Source organism: Neolewinella antarctica, from assembly GCF_011927835.1.
Lineage (GTDB): Bacteria > Bacteroidota > Bacteroidia > Chitinophagales > Saprospiraceae > Neolewinella > Neolewinella antarctica.
In genome coordinates this window covers 35,892-54,212 of sequence record NZ_JAATJH010000006.1, presented here as the reverse complement: position 1 = coordinate 54,212, position 18,321 = coordinate 35,892, and the positions used below count along the sequence as shown (strand labels likewise).

Genomic DNA, 18,321 nt, shown 5'->3' with positions numbered 1-18,321 from the left:
CGCGCCCCGCTATCTAATTAAATCCCCTACTTACTCCAGCAAAACCACCTCCCCGTACCCCAATTCCCTCATCCGCCCCAACTGCGTAGCCGCGTCCCCGACCACCAGCCAAATCATCTTCTCCGGCCGCAAGTACTGATTGGCGATCCGCTTCACATCCTCGACCTCGGTGTTCCGAACCACGTCTTCCCGCTCCCGCACGTAATCGGCCGACCAGCCGTATTCCGCCATGTCGTCCAGCAGGCCGAGTTTGGCGCCGGCCGTCTCGAAAGCGCGGGCATTGCTTTTGGTCAGGTAGCTACGGGTCGTTTCCAGGTCCTGCTCCGAAAAGGTCTCCGGGTAGGCTTCCAGGATTTGCTTGATCGCCTGCGCGGATTCCAGGGTAACGTTACTCCGCACGCTGGTGCTGATGGCAAAAACACCCGTTTCCTTACCGCCGTTGAAACCGGAATTGATCCCGTACGTATAGCCTTTCCCCTCCCGCAACTCTTGCGTCAGGCGCGAAGCGAAACCGCCGCCGCCCAGGATGTAGTTCATGATCTGCGTGGGGTAGTAGTCGCGGTCGGTCGCGGCCAGGGAGGGGTTGCCGACGTACAGCACGGATTGCTTGGCACCGGGGACGTCGTAAAAGTAAACCTTCGCCGCGTCGATCTCCCGCGCTAGCGGCCACTGCGGGGCGGTCGTCTCGCGGGCGGACCAGCCGTCGGTCAGGCGGTCGAAGGGGGCAAGAACATCCGCTTGATTCAGTGCCCCGACCACGTTCAGGTTAGCCTCGCTGGGGGAAATAAAGGATTCGTAGTAATCCTTCAGGTCGTCCATGGTGATGTTCGCTACCGTCTCCGCCGTGCCCAGGCGGGAGTAAGCGCGGATATTGTCTTCTCCGTAAAGCAATTCGTCAAAAGCTTTGTCGGCGATGGCGTTCGGGGAGGCGGCGTTCTGCTCGATCCGGCTGAGAACTCCCCGGCGGGCGATGGCCAGTTCTTCCTCATCCCAGCGGGGTTCCAGCATAATCTCCGTCAGCAGCGCAATCGTGGCGGGGTAATTACGGGCGAGCGTGTTACCGGATACGCGGATGTCGGTGCCCGTCGCGTACACGTTGATGCGCGCGCCGAGTTGCTGAATGGCGTCTTCCAGCTCTTCGGGGCTTTTGTTTTTGGTGCCCTTGGTGAGTAGCGTAGCCATCAGGTTGGCCACGCCGGCCTTACCGAGCGTCTCGTTGAGTTGGCCGCCGGGGATGGCCAGGTTGAAATTGATCAGCGGGACTTCGTTGTTCTCGATGCCCCGGACGGTCACGCCGTTGGCGAGCTCTTCCGTCCAGACGGTCGGGGGAACGGTACTGATTTCCGCGCCGTAATTCGGCTCCGCCGCCCGGTCGAAGGAGGAAGCCGTCCGCTCGTATTCGGCAGCAATACCGGCGTCGAATTCTTCTTCCGCACCCTGCTCGATGGGCTCTTCCACCACGTCCGCTTTGGTGCTACCCGTGAGGATCAGGTCCGTTTGCCCCTTCGGTACGAAGCTAGTCGCCACGAAAGGTTGCCCTTTTAAGTATTGATCGTAAACCCGCATCACGTCCGCCGTCGTCACCGCCAGGATGTTCTCGATGTCCTGTTCCACGAAGCCCGGGTCACCGGCGAAGATGTTGTACTGCGCCAGGTTGAAGCCTTTACCCAGCACGCTGGACAAACCGTTGTAGAAATTCGTTTCCTGGCCGGCTTTGATTCGGTCCAGGTCCTTTTCGGAAATTCCCGCTGTCTCGAATCGTTTAAACCCTTCCACGATGGCCGCCGCTACGGTATCCAACGGCGTGTCCGGAAAGGCGCGCACGGAGATGTAGGCCGTCCCCGCTAACTCGGAACCGTAGTTATAGGCCTGCACGTTCGCGGCCAGTTCTTTTTGCTCGACGATCACTTTGTACAGGGGCGCGCGTTTGCCGTTGCTGAGGTAGTCCAGCAGTACGTCCAGCGCGTAACCGTCTGAGTTATACTGCTCCACCGTCGGCCAGGCCATCGTCAGTTCGGGGAGGCGGGCGAAATTATCTTCGTGGTAGAGCTTTTTTGTGGTGGCGAGAGTGACCGGCGCCAGGTCCATCCGCTCCACCGCTTCGCCGCGGGGAATCTCGTCAAAATACTTTTTCACCAACCTCTTAACTTCCACCGGGTCGAAGTTGCCGGAGATCGTCAGCGTCACGTTGTTCGGTACGTACCAGCGGCGAAAAAATTCTTTTACGTCGGGCAGGGTCGCCGCGTCCAGGTCTTCCAGCGAGCCGATGACCTGCCAGTTGTAGGGGTGGTCGGCGGGGTACAGCGCCTTGTCGATCACGTAGCGCGTGTGGCCGTAGGGCCTATTATCGACACCCTGCCGTTTCTCGTTTTTGACGACTTGCTTCTCCTTGGCCAGCACCGGCTCGGTCACCGTATTGATGAAGTAACCCAGTTTGTCAGCCTCGGCCCAGATCATTTTTTCCAGCGCATCCTGCGGGACGGTCTGGAAGTAGTTCGTCCGGTCCCGGCTGGTGGAGCCGTTCGCGCCGGAGCCGCCGATGCGGGCGCTCATGGCGTCGAGGCCGCCCTTACCTAAGTTTTCGGATTCGAGGAAAAGCAGGTGCTCGAAGAGGTGGGCAAAGCCCGTTCGCCCTTCCTTTTCCCGGGCGCTGCCCACGTGGGCGGTCAACGCCACGGCCACCACGGGGTCGGATTCGTCGACGTGCAGCACGACGTCCAGGCCGTTTTCCAGTTCAAATTTTTCGAAGGGGACGGAGAATTTACCCTGGGCTACGGAAGGCTCCCGATCACCGTTACAGGCGGCCAGGCTGAGGAAAGTAAGGCAAACAAGAATTCTGGAGATCATGGGTAGCGCGGGTTTTGGTCACGAAAGGTAATCATGCACAAAGAATACCAGCTTTAGCCTGGGCGTGAACCCACTAAATGCGAAGTACGGCTTTGGTTTGTTTTAACCAAAAAGCCTGCCCGTTTCTTGTCTTCTTAAGAATTAAGTGTTGCCCTCAGACGGAAATCAGCGATCGCCCCGTCACCAAATCTCTACCCTTTCCCCACCCTTCCCGGTCAGGTTATTGCCGTAGCCGAGCACGTGAAAATGCCGCTCCGCAATGCCCCGCTCCCGTAAATAATTGCCAATCTTCACCGCTCGCTCCTCACTCAGCAGTTGCGCCGGGCGCTTTTCCAGGTCGGCCCGCGTGTGCACCACGATGGTTACCGGGGCGCGGGCAGCCTCCACGGCGCGGCAGATCTGCTCCAGGCCGTCGTAGCCGCCCCCGTCGACGTAGGCCGTATTCGGGATAAAGGTCACGTCCGTCCGCGTTTTTTGGCCGGATCTTTTGGCGGCGGGGGGCGCGGTCGCGGGTGCCGGGTTGGTGGGATATGCGGTGTTCATGGGCGCTTCCGCGGTGCTCGGTGCGGGCGTCCGGGAAGTCCAGTCCCGATCGGCCGGGGGTACGTAGCCGGAAGGAGTACCGTACGCCTCGGGAGCCGGGGCGGGGCGCTCGGTATCCTGTTGCGTACGCAGACGAACGACTTCTTCCCGTAAGGCCGCTAACTCCGCGAGTTGCTGGTCGTACCGTGCGTCGCTTTGGTTAGTGGCCGACGTTGGTTCGGAGTTATTGACCGGCAGATCACGCTGGGCGGCGTATTCCCAGGCTTGCTTTTTTTGTTTACGCTCGCCGTCGGAGCGCCGGGTGGCCGCGCGGTCCAGGCTATCCCGCCGCTGTCTTTCCCTAATTTCCGCTAAATAACCAGTTTGGTCGGAAGAGCCACCGCGCGGGCGGGCACTCCCATCAGTGGTAGCTTTCTCGCGCGACGACCGCCGGCCCCGGGAGGCATCCTGCGTGGAGGACGTTCGCGCGGATTTCCGGGAGCCACCGGCCGCCACCCGCTGGCGTTCTTCCTGTTGGCGACGGAATTTTTCCTTCAGTATCTCCAGCTCGGATAAGTCTTCCGCGTACCGGTCGCGCGTGCCGGAGCCCTTCGGTAAAGTATCCAGTTGTGCCGGACCTAATTCGGACGTCCGTGACCCAGCCAGTTGCGCCCCGTCGGACACGTACCGTTGCTCTTCGATCAACTTCCGCAACGCGGATTCCCGCTCGGCAACCTGGCTTTCCAACTGATTAATTTTTTGCTCCGGGCGGGCAACCATACTTACGGCGGTTGTTCCCCCGACGGGGACGCCGATTTGGTTGAGGTCCGCTAACTCTTGCCCGTCAACCAATCGCTCGTCAGATCTGAGGAACAGCCCGATTTTACTACCGTCCGGCGACAGACCGTCGATCCTCACCCCGGTAGTCGTCATCACGGGCAAATCACCGGGCGCAACGCGCACCACCCGCCCGGGGGCGGGGTGATCGTTCTCCGCAACCAGCATCCCCCGTAGCTCCCCGCGCTTACCCGGGCCGGGAAGTTCCACCACGGACTGCATCCGGCGGGCGTCTCCGTTCAGACCTACGGCAAACCGTTTGCTAAAAATCGGTACGCGCGTCAGCGTGGGCTCGACTGCGCGGTCGACTTGCTTAAACCAGCCTGCGTTTGCCCGGAAGAAGTAGAGCGTCCGCCCGTCGGAACCGAAGCTCGATCGGCTTTCGTTGGCGGCTGTGTTTAACTTGGTGAGTGGCTGGGCGGCGGACCATTCTCCGTCCGTGCCTAATTGCGTGAGGTACAAATCTTGGTCGTCGGTACCGGAGCCCCGCACGAAGATGAGCTCACCCGTCAGAACGTTGTACCCGATGTCCTTGCTCTCACCCACTTCCCCCGGCACCCGCGACAGCGCCACCCTGACCCAGCTACGGCCGTTGCGCTGCAGGGTTTCGATCTCCAGGTGGTCGCCCGCCCGCAAAACGGCGAGCGTATTCCCGTCCGGACTGAGGCCCAGCGCGCGGTCGGCGGCGTACGAATTGATGGGAGAACCCGGGTTAATGGCCCGGTTCCAGCGGCCGTTGGCGGCGCGCGTCCGTAGCCAAATGTCGGCGGCGTCGTCCCGTCCCTGATTATTCCTGTGGTCCGGGCGCGTGAAGTACAACTCCGAGCCATCCGGGCTCAGCACCGGGCCCGTTTCGATCGACTTACCCGTGCCGATGCGCCCGTCCGCCGCCGACTGCGCCCGTCCGAACTGCACCTGCAGTAAGACCAAAAAAATTAAAAAAGTAAGCGATTTTGCACAATAGTTCACGACCGAAGCTTTATCCGTTTGACGGTAAAAGATACGGATAGTAACCTTACCGCGCGGAAACGAGCGAAGTAATTAAGTACTTGGATAAATTTGTTATCACTTCTTTCTTGCTCCAACGGCTATCGCGTCCCCCCTCTACCTTCGGAGAGGGGCCGGGGGAGAGGATGGCTTGGCAAGACCAACCCGGACTATGCCGTGCGAAATCTTATTCCGCCGCATCGAAGTCCACGTACACCTCGGCCGTCGTCGCGTGCGACTGGCACGTGAGCACGAAGCCGTTGGCTACCTCATCGTCGTCGAGCGCAAAGCAGACTTCCATCTTGACGCCACCTTTATTGACTTTGGCGATGCAGGTGCTACACGCACCGGCCAGGCAGCTATAGGGCGGCTGCGATCCATTTTCCAGCAGCGCGTCGAGAATCGTTTGTCCCGGTTTAAGGTCAACGACGTGTTCCTTACCACTGATTTTGGCCGTTACCGTGGCCGCTACCACCTCGCCACTCACGGGTGCCTTGGCCTTAGTGCTGCTCGCACTGGCGAAGCGCTCCGTGTGCACGTGCTTTTTCAGTACGCCGAGGCCCAACAGGGCTTGCTCCACGTCGTCGATCATCTGACCGGGGCCGCAGATGTAGTACGCTCGGTCTTCCACCAGCGCCGGGTGGCGTTGCATGAATTCCTGAACGGCCTTGATGCTGATTCGCCCCGTCGCGCCGCGCCACTGCGGCTTCCCGCGCGAGAACAGCCCCCGCAGACCGCTCTGCTTAAATTTCTCCGGCCGGGACAGCGTGTGTTCCACTTCTAGCTGCCCTTCGTAGCGCTCCTGCAGCGACTCGAGTTTTTTCTCAAAGATGATGTTCTTCTCGTCCCGATTACCGTAAAACAGGTGCACTTTCGACTGCGGCTCCCGCTCCAGCACGGACTGCAGAATCGACATCAACGGTGTGATGCCACTGCCGGCGCCGAACAGGAAATATTCGCGGCGGCGGGCGTGGTCCGTGTCCACCAGGAAGCGTCCCTGGGGCGGCATCACTTCCACGGTATCCCCCGCTTTTAGTTGATCGGCGATGTAGTTACTCACTACCCCACCCCGCACGCGTTTGACCGTCACGGCGATCTCGTCCTCGTGCGGCGCGGAACACATGCTGTACGCGCGGCGCTCTTCCTTGCCGTTGACGGTAAACTTCAGCGTCAGGTACTGCCCGGCTTTGTATGCAAACTGGTCGGCGAGTTCCTCGGGGACGTCGAAGGCAACGGTGGCGGCGCTATCGGTTTCCGGGGTGATGGAAGCGACGGGAAGGGAATAAAAAGTAGGTTGGCTCATGCTGGTTCTTTCGCGACACAAAGGTCTGCAAGGGGAAGGGGTTTTTCCCGGTCTGGGTTCTGTTCCCGGCTTAAATATGACTTTTGGGGGACTAGGGAGGTTAGGCGGTAGGGAAGGTAGGCGGTAGGCTGGTAGGCGGTAGGCGGTAGGCTGGTAGGCTGGTAGGCTGGTAGGCGGTAGGCGGTAGATACTGTGGCTAGAACCTACCGCCTACAAGCCTACCGCCTAATTCTTCCTACCGCCTACCAGCCTACCGCCTAATTCTTCCTAATTAAGCTGAAAGCGAACCACCACCCCACCGCTAGCCGCCGTCTGCGGGAACCCGAGGGGGTTGAACGGCGTCGTCTTGCGGTAATCGAAAAAGGCGCGCAGCCCGAGCAGGTTGTTGACCTGGTACTCCACGGAGGGCGCGAAGCTGAACACGCGGCTACCTTCCACGATCTCCCGGATTTGCGGGTTGAGGCGCGTTGCGTACGTCTTGCCGTCCCGGATACTGAAGTTCAGTTGGATGTCCATGTCGCTGATGTTCAGGCGGCCACCGGAGCGACTGTTGCCCCGCCCCGCACCCCGCGTGACGTTGTCACCCGCTTCCCCGTCGGAACGGGCCCGCCGCTTGTTGCGGCCTCCCTGGAGAAACCCGATCTCGATGCCCTCCAGGACGATGCCGAAACCACCCACTATTTCTTTAGAAACCTGCTCACTTTGCAGCTTGGAAACAATGTTGAGGCTCCGGTTATCCGTGAGCTGGTAGGCGAAGTTGAAGCTAAGGCCGTTTTGCAACTCCGCTTCAATGGAGATCAGCGGTGCGAAGCTCTTCGATTCGGAAATATTGGGAATTTCGATGCGGGGGAAGAAGTTCAGGCCGACGGTATCGTAGCCTTCGCTCAGGTCCGGGTTCGAAAGTTCCGTAATGGCGGCCAGGTAGTCGAGGCTGGTACCGTAACTACTGATCGAGAAGCTCGATTGGTAGCCGTGAGTGATGTTGATCCGGCGAAATATTTCGCTGAGCTTACCGATTTTATCGAGTCCGTTGTAGGTCAGGCGCCAGTTCGGGCTGGCCTTGAGGTCGAAGGGATCCAAGTTAGCCGTCGCGGCGTCTTCCCCGCGGTAGGCGGCGAGGAAGGCGGTCAGTAATACATTCTGCTGGTTGGGTCCGTAGCCGAATGAATAACCCTGTTCGGCTAGTTCTTCGTCGGAGTGCAGGCGGCCGTCGCCCAGTCGCTGGGAAACGATCAGGCGATTGTTGTCGAATTCTTCAAACAGCGCGTTGAGGGAAGTCGTGTCCTGATTAAACAGGCTACTGGCGCCACCGTTGGAGAACGTCAGGGCACCGTCCCGCACGGGGATCGCGTGCTCGAAGGGCGCACCCACGTCCTTCGAATTGATCTTAAAGGTCTCCGTATAATTCTGACTGAAGGAGCGGTTTATCGTCAGCTCCAGACGGAAATCCCGGAAGGGCTCGATCGTCGCGCTGCCGTCCCATTCCCTGGTGTAGTTCTGAATCACGTCCTGGCTAAGGAGTGGGTTAATCGAGATGTTACCCTCGTTGGCGAGGTTATACAGGAAATCGTCCGGGCCGCGCCGGTCGGCCACGTCGAGCTCACGGATGTTGGGTTGCAGGCCGGCAACGAAGCCCCAGCCGGGGGAACTGAAGCCATCCGAAAGGCCGAAGAAATTGGGCTCGGGTAGGAAGCCGGGGATGACCGTCCGGAAGTCCTCGGAGTAGTTTCCGCGCACGCTCCGTAGCGCCATCAGTGGCCGGAGGATGGCCCGGGTGGCGGCACTGGGTTCGGAATTTTTCTTCTTTTTCTTTTTCTTCTTGTCGTCGCCCTCCGCTTCTTCGGTTTTGGCGCTGTCGCGGGTGCGGGGTTTTGGGTTACGGCCACGGCGCTGGGGCCGGTTGATGCTCTTCAAGATTGCGAACTGGTCGTAAAATTTCTCGAAGTTCAGGTTGGCCGTCAGTTGGCGCGTCTGGCTGTTCTGGATCAAGTTACCGAGGCTGCTCCCCCCCGGTATCTCATCCCCATCACGCAGCGACAGCGGCGCGGCGTTCCAGGAATAGTTACCGAGGTAATTGGCGCGCACGTCGAGAAAATCCAGAAACGGAATATACCGCAGCGGAAGCTGGTAGCTGGCGTTGACACCCTGCGTGTAGAGCTTCGGCCGCCCCCCGTTCTGTAGGCCTTCCCAGATGACGTCTCTTGCCGTCTGGTCCCGTTCCGGGTTACCGACGAAGTCACTCTCGTTGATCTCGTCGATCGTGGTGGCCATGTTGGCGTTGTAGCCGAGTTTGAGCGACCGCGTCAGGTCCCAGCGCAGGTCGTACGCCCGCGTCCAGGTAAAACGCTTGTTGTAAAAGGTGTTGAACTCCTCCTCCACCCCCGCAAACCGGTAGCGAGTAGTCGCAAAACTCCGGTCGAGCACGTTCGTGAACGAAAAGGTGTTCGGCAGTGGGTTCAGGTTGATCTCCTTGATGAGGCGCAAGTACTTACTCTCGATGCCCTTGAAGGGCTCCAGACTGCCGCCCCGACCCCGGGAATAGGTATAATCGATCGCCCCGGTATAATCCTTGATGAGTTCCTGCTCGATGAAGGGGTCGGACCGTTCCGTTTTCGTGTAGCCGTAGCTCACGCTCACGTTGGCCGGATTGAGGGGGTTCTTAGGGCTGATGCCCGCCGGCGCGATGCGGATGTTGTTGAAGTTGACCGCCGAGATCGTGTTGATCTCCTGGGCCTGTTCCCGGATCGAGTCCCGCGTCTGCCGGTCGTCCGCCGCCGCGGTTTTCTCCTTCACCCGGATGTCCAGATCGTAAGGGTCGTACTCGGGCGTGGACACGGTTTTGCTGTGCTGCAAATACACCGGCAACTGCAAGCCCCAGGTCTGCGGGAAAAAACGGTCTACGCTGATGTTGGCCGCCAGGTCATAACCGGTGGTGCTTTCCCGGCTTCGTTCGGTGACGGAGTTATCCAACTGACCGAAGCCGATACTGCTGTGGTTAACCGCCGCGGTGAGCGTACCGAGGTCCGCCAGCTGAATGTCCGCCCGGGCGATGGCCGCCACGCCGCCACGCTCGTCCAGCCCCTCCAGCCGGAGTTCGTTCACCCAGATTTCCGCGCTCACGCCGTTAGTGTTCAGGTCGTCTTCGTGCTTTACGCCAATCATGAAAACTTTGACGAAACCCAGGTTCGGGTTGCCCTTTACGCGGATGGTGTGCGTAGTGTTAATGTCGTCGTTATCGGGCTTGGGATTAAACGTCGTACTGTAAGTCTCGGTGATGGATACGCCCTGCTGGTTACGGTCGAGCTTCAATTCCCGGAGCAAATCCAGCGGTAGGTCGACTTCGTTGACGGCCAGCCACACGGAGTCGGCGTACTCGGTGGAGTTGGTGTTGAGGCCCACGAGACCCGTAGTGTCCGACAGGCGGAGGGGCACTTCGTACTCGTAGTAGTTCTGCTCGAAGTCAGAACCCAGCCGCATGAATAGTTTTAACTGTCCGTCCCTCGGTCGCTCGAACCGGCTTTCCCCAAGCGCCTCGGCGTGGACGAACATCTTCAGCTCGTCGTACACCCGCAGGTCGGTATCCGTGTACTTGAACACCGCCCGCCGGTCGCTCGGCAGGAGGTTCTGTACTTTGAGGACCAGCGACTGCTCGTTCTGAAGCGTATTGATGGCGCCCAAACTCTGCTCGCGGCGGATGCCGCTGGGCAGCACGTAATTAAAGGGCTCCCGCGAGGAGTTCTCCTCGATGTTGATGGCGTCGACGTTGAACTCCGTATTGTCCTCACCACCGATCTGGGGCGGGGTATCGCGAAAATCCCGGTTGTAGCGGCGCCAGCTGTTGCGGACGAGCTCGAACTCGGCAAAACGAAGCACGGTCGTGGCTTCGAAATCTTTGAGGTACATACGCATGAAGCGGATGGACCGGAAATCCTGAATGCCCCCGACGGCTACGCGCTGGTCATCGTTCAACGGTACGCGGAAGCGGTACCAGAGCCGGCCATTCGGTGCCTCGACCTGGTCGGTGATGTAGGGCGTCTCGTCGGTGTCGAACTCCCGGGGGTTGCTGCGGCTACGGACGAAAGGGATTTCGTACTGGAAGTAGCTTTCCGCCTCGTTCAGCGTGTTATCCTGGTTGAGGTCTTCCGCGTCGGGGAGGTTCGTCGTGCTCTCACGGGTGTTGCTACGGGTGTCGGTGTTCGCGGCGCTGTTGCCCTCCATACCGTTCCACCCCTGGAAACGGGTAAGCAGGTCGTTAACTCCGTCGTAGCGCTCGTCGTTGTAGTAAGAAAAGTTGTCGTTGGCCGGGTCCCGTAGCAGGGCTTGGCGACCGCCTTCGTTGAGGCCGTCGAAGTTTGTCAGGTAGTCCGCAAATTTGGTGACTTCCGCCGCGTCGTTGGAGCCATCCAGGCCAACGTCCTGCAGCGCGCGTGTTTCCGGATCGTTATCGAAACCCCGCGTGATCTGCTGGGAAACGGGGACGCGCGACCAGACCGTGTTGTCGACCGGCCGGTTGGGGTTGACCGGGCCGGGTAGTCCGTTCTCGAAGAACTTACGGCTGTCGGGGAGGATGTCTTCACTCACGTTACCGAAGTTAAGGTAGAGCGTACCCTGTTTTTGGTCACCATTGTCGGCGGCCAGACGGGCGTTTTCCCCGTCCAGAAACGGAGAAAGCATCCAGAACTCGACGAACTCGATGTTGGCAGACTGGAAATCCGGCGTCGTCATCTCCCGCATGATGCCGGCCCACCGCGTTTCGGGCGCGGCTAGCTTGACGGGGTTGAGGGGGTCATTCTCGAGGAAGACCCCGCGCGTCAGGCCAGGCGTACCGTTCGGTGTGTCGAAGTTGTAAGGACCGCGCAGGCCGGGGTTGTAGACCACGTCGAAGGTCGTAAACGGGTTACGCTGCCGCAGCGCGATGGGGATGTCGACGTTCGGGAACACCTCCTGCTGGGGGACGGCGCTTCCGTAGACGCCACCGTCGGCGTTGATGCCGTCGAGCTCACGGGCCCGCGGTTCTACCCGGAACCAGTTCAACTTCGCCCGGTTAGCCCCCGCCACCAGGTCGCGCCGGTCGCCCTCGGGGAAGAGCGGGTTGTTGTTAGCCGCGTCGTTTTTGGGAATGGACGACAGGTACCAGCGCTGCACCGGGACCATCAGGTCGATCGGGCTGGCCGTGCCCTCGAAGTCATCGAGGTAGACGATGCCGGATTTGTCGTTGCGGCTGTTGTTGATCGCGTTGCTGTGACCGGGGCGGAGCCAGGCCGTTTCCGCCGTCAGGCTAATGCTCGAAGGGGCGGTCGTGCTGTAGAAAGGTAGTTTATCCACCATTCGGGTGAGGAAGCCGGATTCCCGCTGGAAGGTGGCGTCCAGCCCGTAAATGGTGTTGTTAATGGGGTCTTCCCCCAGATTGACCTTCTGCGTGAAGGGCCGCTCGAAAAGCTTCATGTACGTACCGCCGACGCTCAGGTTGCTATTCACTTCGTAATCCGCCCGCAGCCCGATCATCGTCTTGGTCTGTAGGCTGAAGATCGTATTGTCCTCAAAGCTGACGTCGATCGGCACGCCGGAAGTCAGGAGGGCATCGTTCAGAATCCGCACGCGGCCGGTGGAATAGTCAACGGAATAGTCCCGCCCCTCCACGAGTAAAGCTCCACCCGCCGTTACGCGGACGGAGCCCGGGGGGATGTTGAAAGCACCGAGGCTAATCTCGGATTGCACGGCTGATTTATAAGAACCCCGGATGGCAAAACGGTTCTTTTCGGGGAATTCCCGCGCCTGGAAGATCGTCGAATCGTACAGCTCCTGGTAGACGAAGCGGGCCCGGTCCTCGGGTGCCAGCCGCTCGGCCAGGTCGCTACCGAAGGGCTCCAACACGGGGAAATAGATGCGGCCCGAAGTCGGGTCGATCGTGATGCCCGGAACGAAGTCAAAAATTCCGTCCGGAATGGGGTCGTTCTGGGTGTTCAGGCGGTCCAGGTTTAGCGCCCGAATGAGGGGGACGCCGGGCACCGGGTCAACGGCATTAAGCGTAGGCCTAACGGGGACCGGCAAAAAGCGCTTGAAGCCCTCCCCCGGGTCTTCGTACTGAATATCCAACCGGAAGTCCTCCTGGTTCACCTGGTAGGCACCGATGGAGTAGACATTCTTCATCATCAAATCCCAGGAAGGCTCCCCGACCCGCTGGGTGGAGGATTTGAGCATCTTGGTGATGAGCACTTTGTTGGCGAACGTGCTGGAGTCCTGCGGCTGGCCTGGTTGGCCCGGCTGGCCGGCCTGCCCCTGACCGGGTAGCACGCCGGAAGCATTCTCGGTGTTGACGGACAGCTCACCGACGCGGAACACGTTGCCGTTGTACTTGTAGCGGTAGGAAACGGCGACTACCTGGTCCGGCTGCACGTTAATGTTCAGCGAGATGAAGCCGAGCTCGGGGTGCACGGTGTATTCTCGGGGCTGAAGCTTACGGGCCGATACTTTTTCGAAGTCCCGGATCTGTTCCAGGCCGAAGCGGGCGGATTGGAGCGTGGAAACGGCCCGGTCGATATTGCGGACGGCATCCTCGGCGGCGATGAGTTTGCTGTACAGATTGTTCGCTCCGTTGTCCGGCAGGCGGACGTCGCTGGGGCAGAGTGGATCGTAGCGTGGGTCCCTTATGTCAGTGTTGACGGAACTAGGGTTCGTAAGATTTTCAGGGTTAGCAACCGCAAGGTCGGCAAAGGCGATGATGTCGCGAACTTCGAAGACTTCGTTCCGGTCGTTCGTGATCCAGACTTCCATGTTTTCCGCGTGAAAAAGACTGTTGATCTGGGGGAGGTTCCGGAGTGCTTCCTCATAAACGGAGCGGTTGAAGTGGCTCATGAAAAAGTGACGGTTCTCGTCGTAGCTATCGGCGTAGACCTGGAATTCGGCGAGTTGGCTACCGCCTTCGGTGGTCACTTTCTCGCGCTCGCTCCGCTGCTGGGAAGCGATGGCCGTCACGCGGAGGTGACCGAACTTGAGCTCGGTACTAATGCCGAACAGGGACTGCGCGCCCTCGATTAGGGTACCCTTCAGGGGCAGGCTTACGTTACCGGCTTCAATGTTGCGGATGATGTCGTCGTCGGAAAAGGCTTCCGAGTTATAGTCCAGGTTGATCTGGTCATCAAAATTAAAGGTGGCTCCGGTGTTGTAGCTGGTGTTCAACTTGAGCTTGTCGCCGATCTGACCGGTGACGTTCAGGTTGATGTCCATGTCGAAATCAAAAATCGTATTGCTCCGGAATTGCTCGACGATGAAGGGGTTGTCCTGAAACTGGTAGTTCGCGCCGAAGCTAAGGTCCACCCCACCCTGGGGCTGGATGGAGATCTCCGTACCACCAAAAAGATTGTTGATCAGGTTGGGGTCGAGCTCGATGTCGGCCAGTGGATCGCCGATGCTAACGGCATCTTCGGGGTTGCCCAGGCCGGCGAGGTTCCTGAAGTACTGGTCGCGCTGCTGGCGGTTCTGGTATTCGAGGTATTCCTCGAAAGTAAGGTAGGTGGGTGGGCGAAAATCGAAGGCGCCCATGCGTTCGCGGACGATGTAGGTGCCGCTTTCGGGGTCGTACTCTACTTCGCGGGTGACGCCGGCGGGGTCGGCCAGGTCGACGGCGTTGCGGTTGGGGTCGGTGATGAAGTCCCTTTGGCGGTCCTGTATTGGGGGGAGGGTATCTAGGCGGTAGGTGGTAGGCGGTAGGTTGGTAGCCGCTGCTCTTCCCGTATTTTTCTTTGCACCCGCGACCACGCCCTTGTCCGCGTAAAGCACCGGGGATTTCACAAAGGTGAGGGCCTCGAACACGGCGCGCGATGGGTCCGTTACGCCACCGTCGGCCACGGCGTTGGGCGCGTAGGGGACGGACGTAAAATTGAGAAACACCAGCGCAAAGCCAAAAAGTAGTAACGTCTTCTTCATAGAAACTGCATCGAAGGCCCGTGGTGAGGAAACGGGCACCCACCGGGAACGCAGACGGGGTCGCGAAAACGTCTGCGTCGGTTGATATTTAAGAGTTGCCGGCCGGACTGACGGAGCCCGGATGACGAAAAGCAATACAAAGCTACCTTAAGACGACAATGCCCGCAGCGCGAGCTTGATCATCTCTTCGGTGCCGGCGTCGGCCTTTTTAGCGAGTACTTTGTTGAGTGCCCGCTGCACGGCCGGCCGGGCGAAGCCGAGGTTAACCAAGGCTGATAACGCCTCCATCCGGGTTGTATTGCTTGCCGGCGAGAGCATTGTGGGGCCGCCGATATTTTCTTTGAGGAGCTTGTCTTTCAGGTCGAGAATGATGCGCTGGGCCGTCTTCGGGCCGATGCCCTTGACCTTGCGAATCGACGCGACGTCCTCCCCGATGATGGCCTGGCTAACCTCGTCGGGGTTCATGGTCGAGAGCACGATGAGCGCCGTCGTCGGCCCCACGCCACTCACGCCGATGAGCAGCCGGAAAAGCGTGCGCTCCGCCTCGTCGTAGAAACCGAAAAGCGTCTGCTGGTCCTCCTTCACGTGGAAGTGCGTCAACAACTTAGCCTCCGATGCGCCCTCGATCTTCGTGTAGGTAAACAGGCTGATGTTGATGTGGTAGCCCAGGCCGCCGGCTTCGATGACGACGAAGCTGGGATTTTTGTGGGTCAGGGGGCCTTTTACGTAGGTGATCATTTTTGGTCTTTGGTCTGGGGTGCTTGATCGCTAGCCTGGGGTCTTCGGTCTAGGGTCTTCAGTCCTTAGTGTTTGGGCTAGCGGGTGGCCGGTACGGACGGGAGCTATTTGGGGGGCGGCGCGCAAAGATAAGATTATGAGGGAATTGAGGGGTAGGGCTAATTTTAATTGATCAGACACCGGGGGCGCTGACTTCGAAGTTGCCTTGAAGTTTCACCAAAAGTAGCTGGCCCGCCGGCTCGGGCTCGGCGTGTCTGTCCCGATAGCGTGGGTGGGCTTCCCCACGTTTTTGTTGCTGCGGGTGTTTTGTAAAATCCTTGACCGCGACTACGTGATCCATTATAAACTAACCACGGCCCCGCTTTCTTCCCGTAACGCAACCTAATTCCCGACAACAAAAGCCACCTTTGCCAGCCAAATAGCTACCCAGCAAGGAAACACCCGGCACCCGCGGAGTTGCGCCGACTTCCGAATATCCCAACAACGCCCCCTTTGTCCACCCCCTCAAAAATCACCACCCTCCTGTTGGCCACCGTCATCGTGACCACCCACTTCCTCTGCCTGCCCCGCTGGCAACAGGGCACGTCGAAGGCCACCATCGGCTGGGACGTAAGCGGCTACTACGCATACCTGCCGGCGATCTTTATCTACGACGACCTGGAGCAGGTCGCTTTCCTGCCGGAAATCATCGAGAAGTACCAACCCACGCCGAATTTGCAACAAGCTTTCCTCCACGAAGCTTCGGGGAATTACGTTATGAAATATTCGGCGGGGCAGGCCGTTTTTTTCGCCCCGTTTTTCCTGGTGGCCCACGCCTGGGCGACGGCCAGCCCCACCTACTTAGCCGACGGCTACACTTTCCCCTACCAACTGTTGATTTCGCTCGGCGGGCTCCTGTACACTTTTATTGGGCTATTCCTGATGCGCAAGGTCTTGCGCCGGTACTTCGACGAGTGGCCGACCGCGCTGGGCCTCGTCGGTTTAGTCCTGGGCAGCAACTACCTTAACTATACGGCCGTGGACGGGGCCATGACGCACAACACGCTCTTCACGGTTTACGCGGCACTGATTTACGCCACGATCAAATATTACGAAAAACCCGCGCTGCTCAAAGGAGCGGCCATCGGTGCGCTCGTCGGGCTGGCGGCCCTCACGCGGCCGACGGAGATTTTGTCGTGCCTCATCCCCTTGCTGTGGGGGCTCGACCTGACCTCCCGCGCGGCCAGCGACGAGCGACTACGAGTGTGGAAAACGAACCTACCGAGCCTGGCCGTAGCCATCGTCGTTACCGTGGCCGTCGGCAGCACGCAACTTTTTTACTGGCACCACGTCACGGGCGACTGGATCGTCTATTCCTACCAGGACGAAGGCTTCAGCTGGCTCCGGCCCCACCTGCTCGAAGGCTTTTTTAGCTACCGCAGCGGCTGGCTGACTTACTCGCCGCTGATGGTGTTTTCCCTAATTGGTTTTTATCCTTTATACCAAAAAAATCGTTCCGTTTTCTTCCCCACCGTCATTTTCGCGGTCCTGTTTATGTACGTCGCCTTCGCCTGGGACATCTGGTGGTACGGCGGCTCCCTCGGGCAGAGAACGATGGTGCAATGTTACCCAATCCTGGTGTTTCCATTATGCGCGGCCGCAGGTGCCGTGAGCAAATGGAAGAAGCCGGGTAGATGGGCGGTGACGGCCGTGGCGGTCTTGTTCATCTACGCTAACCTCTGGTTCACCCACCAGGCGCAACGGGGTGAGCTACTTCACGTGGGCCAGATGACCGGGCCTTATTACTGGGCAACGCTTTTTCGCTACGAGCACGACACGAACCGCTTAAAACTCCTTGACGGGCAGCGCCACCTCTACCCCAAAATCCCCGCCCGCTCGGAAATAATTTTTCGGGATACGGCTTACCGGCACACCATCGACCGGGAACACCAGTGGGCACCGGAGACGATCGTTGCCGCTAAAGACCTCCCCAAAGACTACGACTGGCTCCGCGTTTCCGCCACCTGCGCGACTAGACAGAAGGAGTGGAACCACTGGAGGATGGCCCAGTTCATCGCCATAACTCGCAACGGTGCCGAAGTACTGGAGCACGACTCCTACCGCATTCACCGCCACGTCGATCACGGCGGCACCAAGCGCCTCTACCTGGACGTTGCCAAACCCACCGAAGATTTTACCGACATCCTCGTTAACTTCTGGAACGCCGACGGCGACAAACCCCTCACCATCACCGACCTAAGCATCGAAGCCTGTTATGAGTAACCGCGCGCCCCAACTACTGAGCATCGTCATCCCGATGTACAACGAAGAAGCCACGCTCGTGAGCGTCCTCGATAAAATTGCCGGCGTCGACCTGATCGCCTCGATTAAAACGGAGATCGTCGTCGTCGATGACTGTTCCACCGACGCTTCCCTCCGGATACTTCAGGACTACATGATGCGTTACCCCGACCGGAACATCCGCAACGAAGCCCACCGGATGAACCAGGGTAAGGGCGCGGCCCTGCGCACCGGCATCCGCGCCGCTTCCGGCGACTACATCATCATTCAGGACGCCGATCTTGAGTACAACCCGGAAGAATTCAACCTCCTCCTCCAGCCCGTCGTGGATGGGCTCGCGGACGTCGTCTACGGCTCCCGCTTCATCGGTGGCAAGCCCCACTGGATTCTGTTCTTTTGGCACTCGATCGGCAACAAGGTGCTCACCTTTCTCTGCAATGCCGTTGCCAACCTCAACCTGACGGACATGGAGACCTGCTACAAACTCTTCCCGGCGGACGTTTTAAAATCTATTGATATTAAAGAGAACCGCTTCGGCTTCGAGCCGGAGGTGACGATTAAGATGTCCGCCGTTCCGAATATTCGGATTTATGAAGTCGGTATTTCTTACTACGGGCGGACTTATGCGGAGGGTAAGAAGATTAGTTATAAGGATGGGTTCCGGGCTATTTATTGTATTTTGAAGTATGGGGTGTTTAAGTGATTTTGTTATTACATAACTGATGTTACGCAGATTATTTCGCCACATAAACACAAAAGCACAAAAATCGGTGTACGGCTACGCCGAAGCACCGTTTACTTACTCTTGTCTGTTTTTGTGTTTATGTGGCATAATCCGGTTGCGTAAGGTCAGTTACATAACTGTCCGGGTAGATTGTGGT

General features: G+C 59.1%; 7 protein-coding genes. 2 read left to right on the top strand and 5 right to left on the bottom strand.

Annotated elements, in window-relative coordinates:
* Positions 1-30: 30 nt before the first annotated feature.
* The 5 genes from GGR27_RS15955 to ruvA all read right to left on the bottom strand — a co-directional run bounded on the left by GGR27_RS15955 (position 31) and on the right by ruvA (position 15,160).
* Positions 31-2,847, bottom strand: coding sequence for a M16 family metallopeptidase (locus GGR27_RS15955; RefSeq protein ID WP_168039140.1), 2,817 nt, complete (start codon positions 2,845-2,847; stop codon positions 31-33).
* Positions 2,848-3,027: 180 nt separating this feature from the next.
* On the bottom strand, positions 3,028-5,136 hold the full coding sequence (locus tag GGR27_RS15950; protein ID WP_168039138.1) for an OmpA family protein: 2,109 nt from the start codon (positions 5,134-5,136) through the stop codon (positions 3,028-3,030).
* Between the two features lie 244 nt (positions 5,137-5,380).
* The gene (locus GGR27_RS15945; protein ID WP_168039136.1) at positions 5,381-6,496 is read right to left on the bottom strand and encodes a ferredoxin--NADP reductase; all 1,116 of its coding nucleotides are present in this window, start codon (positions 6,494-6,496) and stop codon (positions 5,381-5,383) included.
* 267 nt (positions 6,497-6,763) lie between these two features.
* A complete protein-coding gene (gene sov, locus GGR27_RS15940) occupies positions 6,764-14,422 on the bottom strand; it encodes a T9SS outer membrane translocon Sov/SprA (RefSeq protein WP_168039134.1) in 7,659 nt (2,552 codons plus the stop codon).
* A 147-nt stretch (positions 14,423-14,569) separates the two neighbouring features.
* Positions 14,570-15,160 (bottom strand): Holliday junction branch migration protein RuvA, encoded by a 591-nt coding sequence (gene ruvA, locus GGR27_RS15935; RefSeq protein ID WP_168039132.1) that lies wholly within the window; start codon positions 15,158-15,160, stop codon positions 14,570-14,572.
* A gap of 492 nt (positions 15,161-15,652) precedes the next feature.
* Between ruvA and GGR27_RS15930 the strand changes: the two genes are divergently transcribed.
* Together GGR27_RS15930 and GGR27_RS15925 are read left to right on the top strand one after the other, a co-directional pair.
* Positions 15,653-17,422, top strand: a complete 1,770-nt coding sequence (locus tag GGR27_RS15930) for a glycosyltransferase family 39 protein (protein ID WP_245184704.1) — start codon at positions 15,653-15,655, stop codon at positions 17,420-17,422.
* A complete protein-coding gene (locus GGR27_RS15925) occupies positions 17,415-18,143 on the top strand; it encodes a glycosyltransferase family 2 protein (protein ID WP_168039130.1) in 729 nt (242 codons plus the stop codon). Before GGR27_RS15930 ends, GGR27_RS15925 begins: the two co-directional genes overlap by 8 nt.
* Positions 18,144-18,321: the final 178 nt, after the last annotated feature.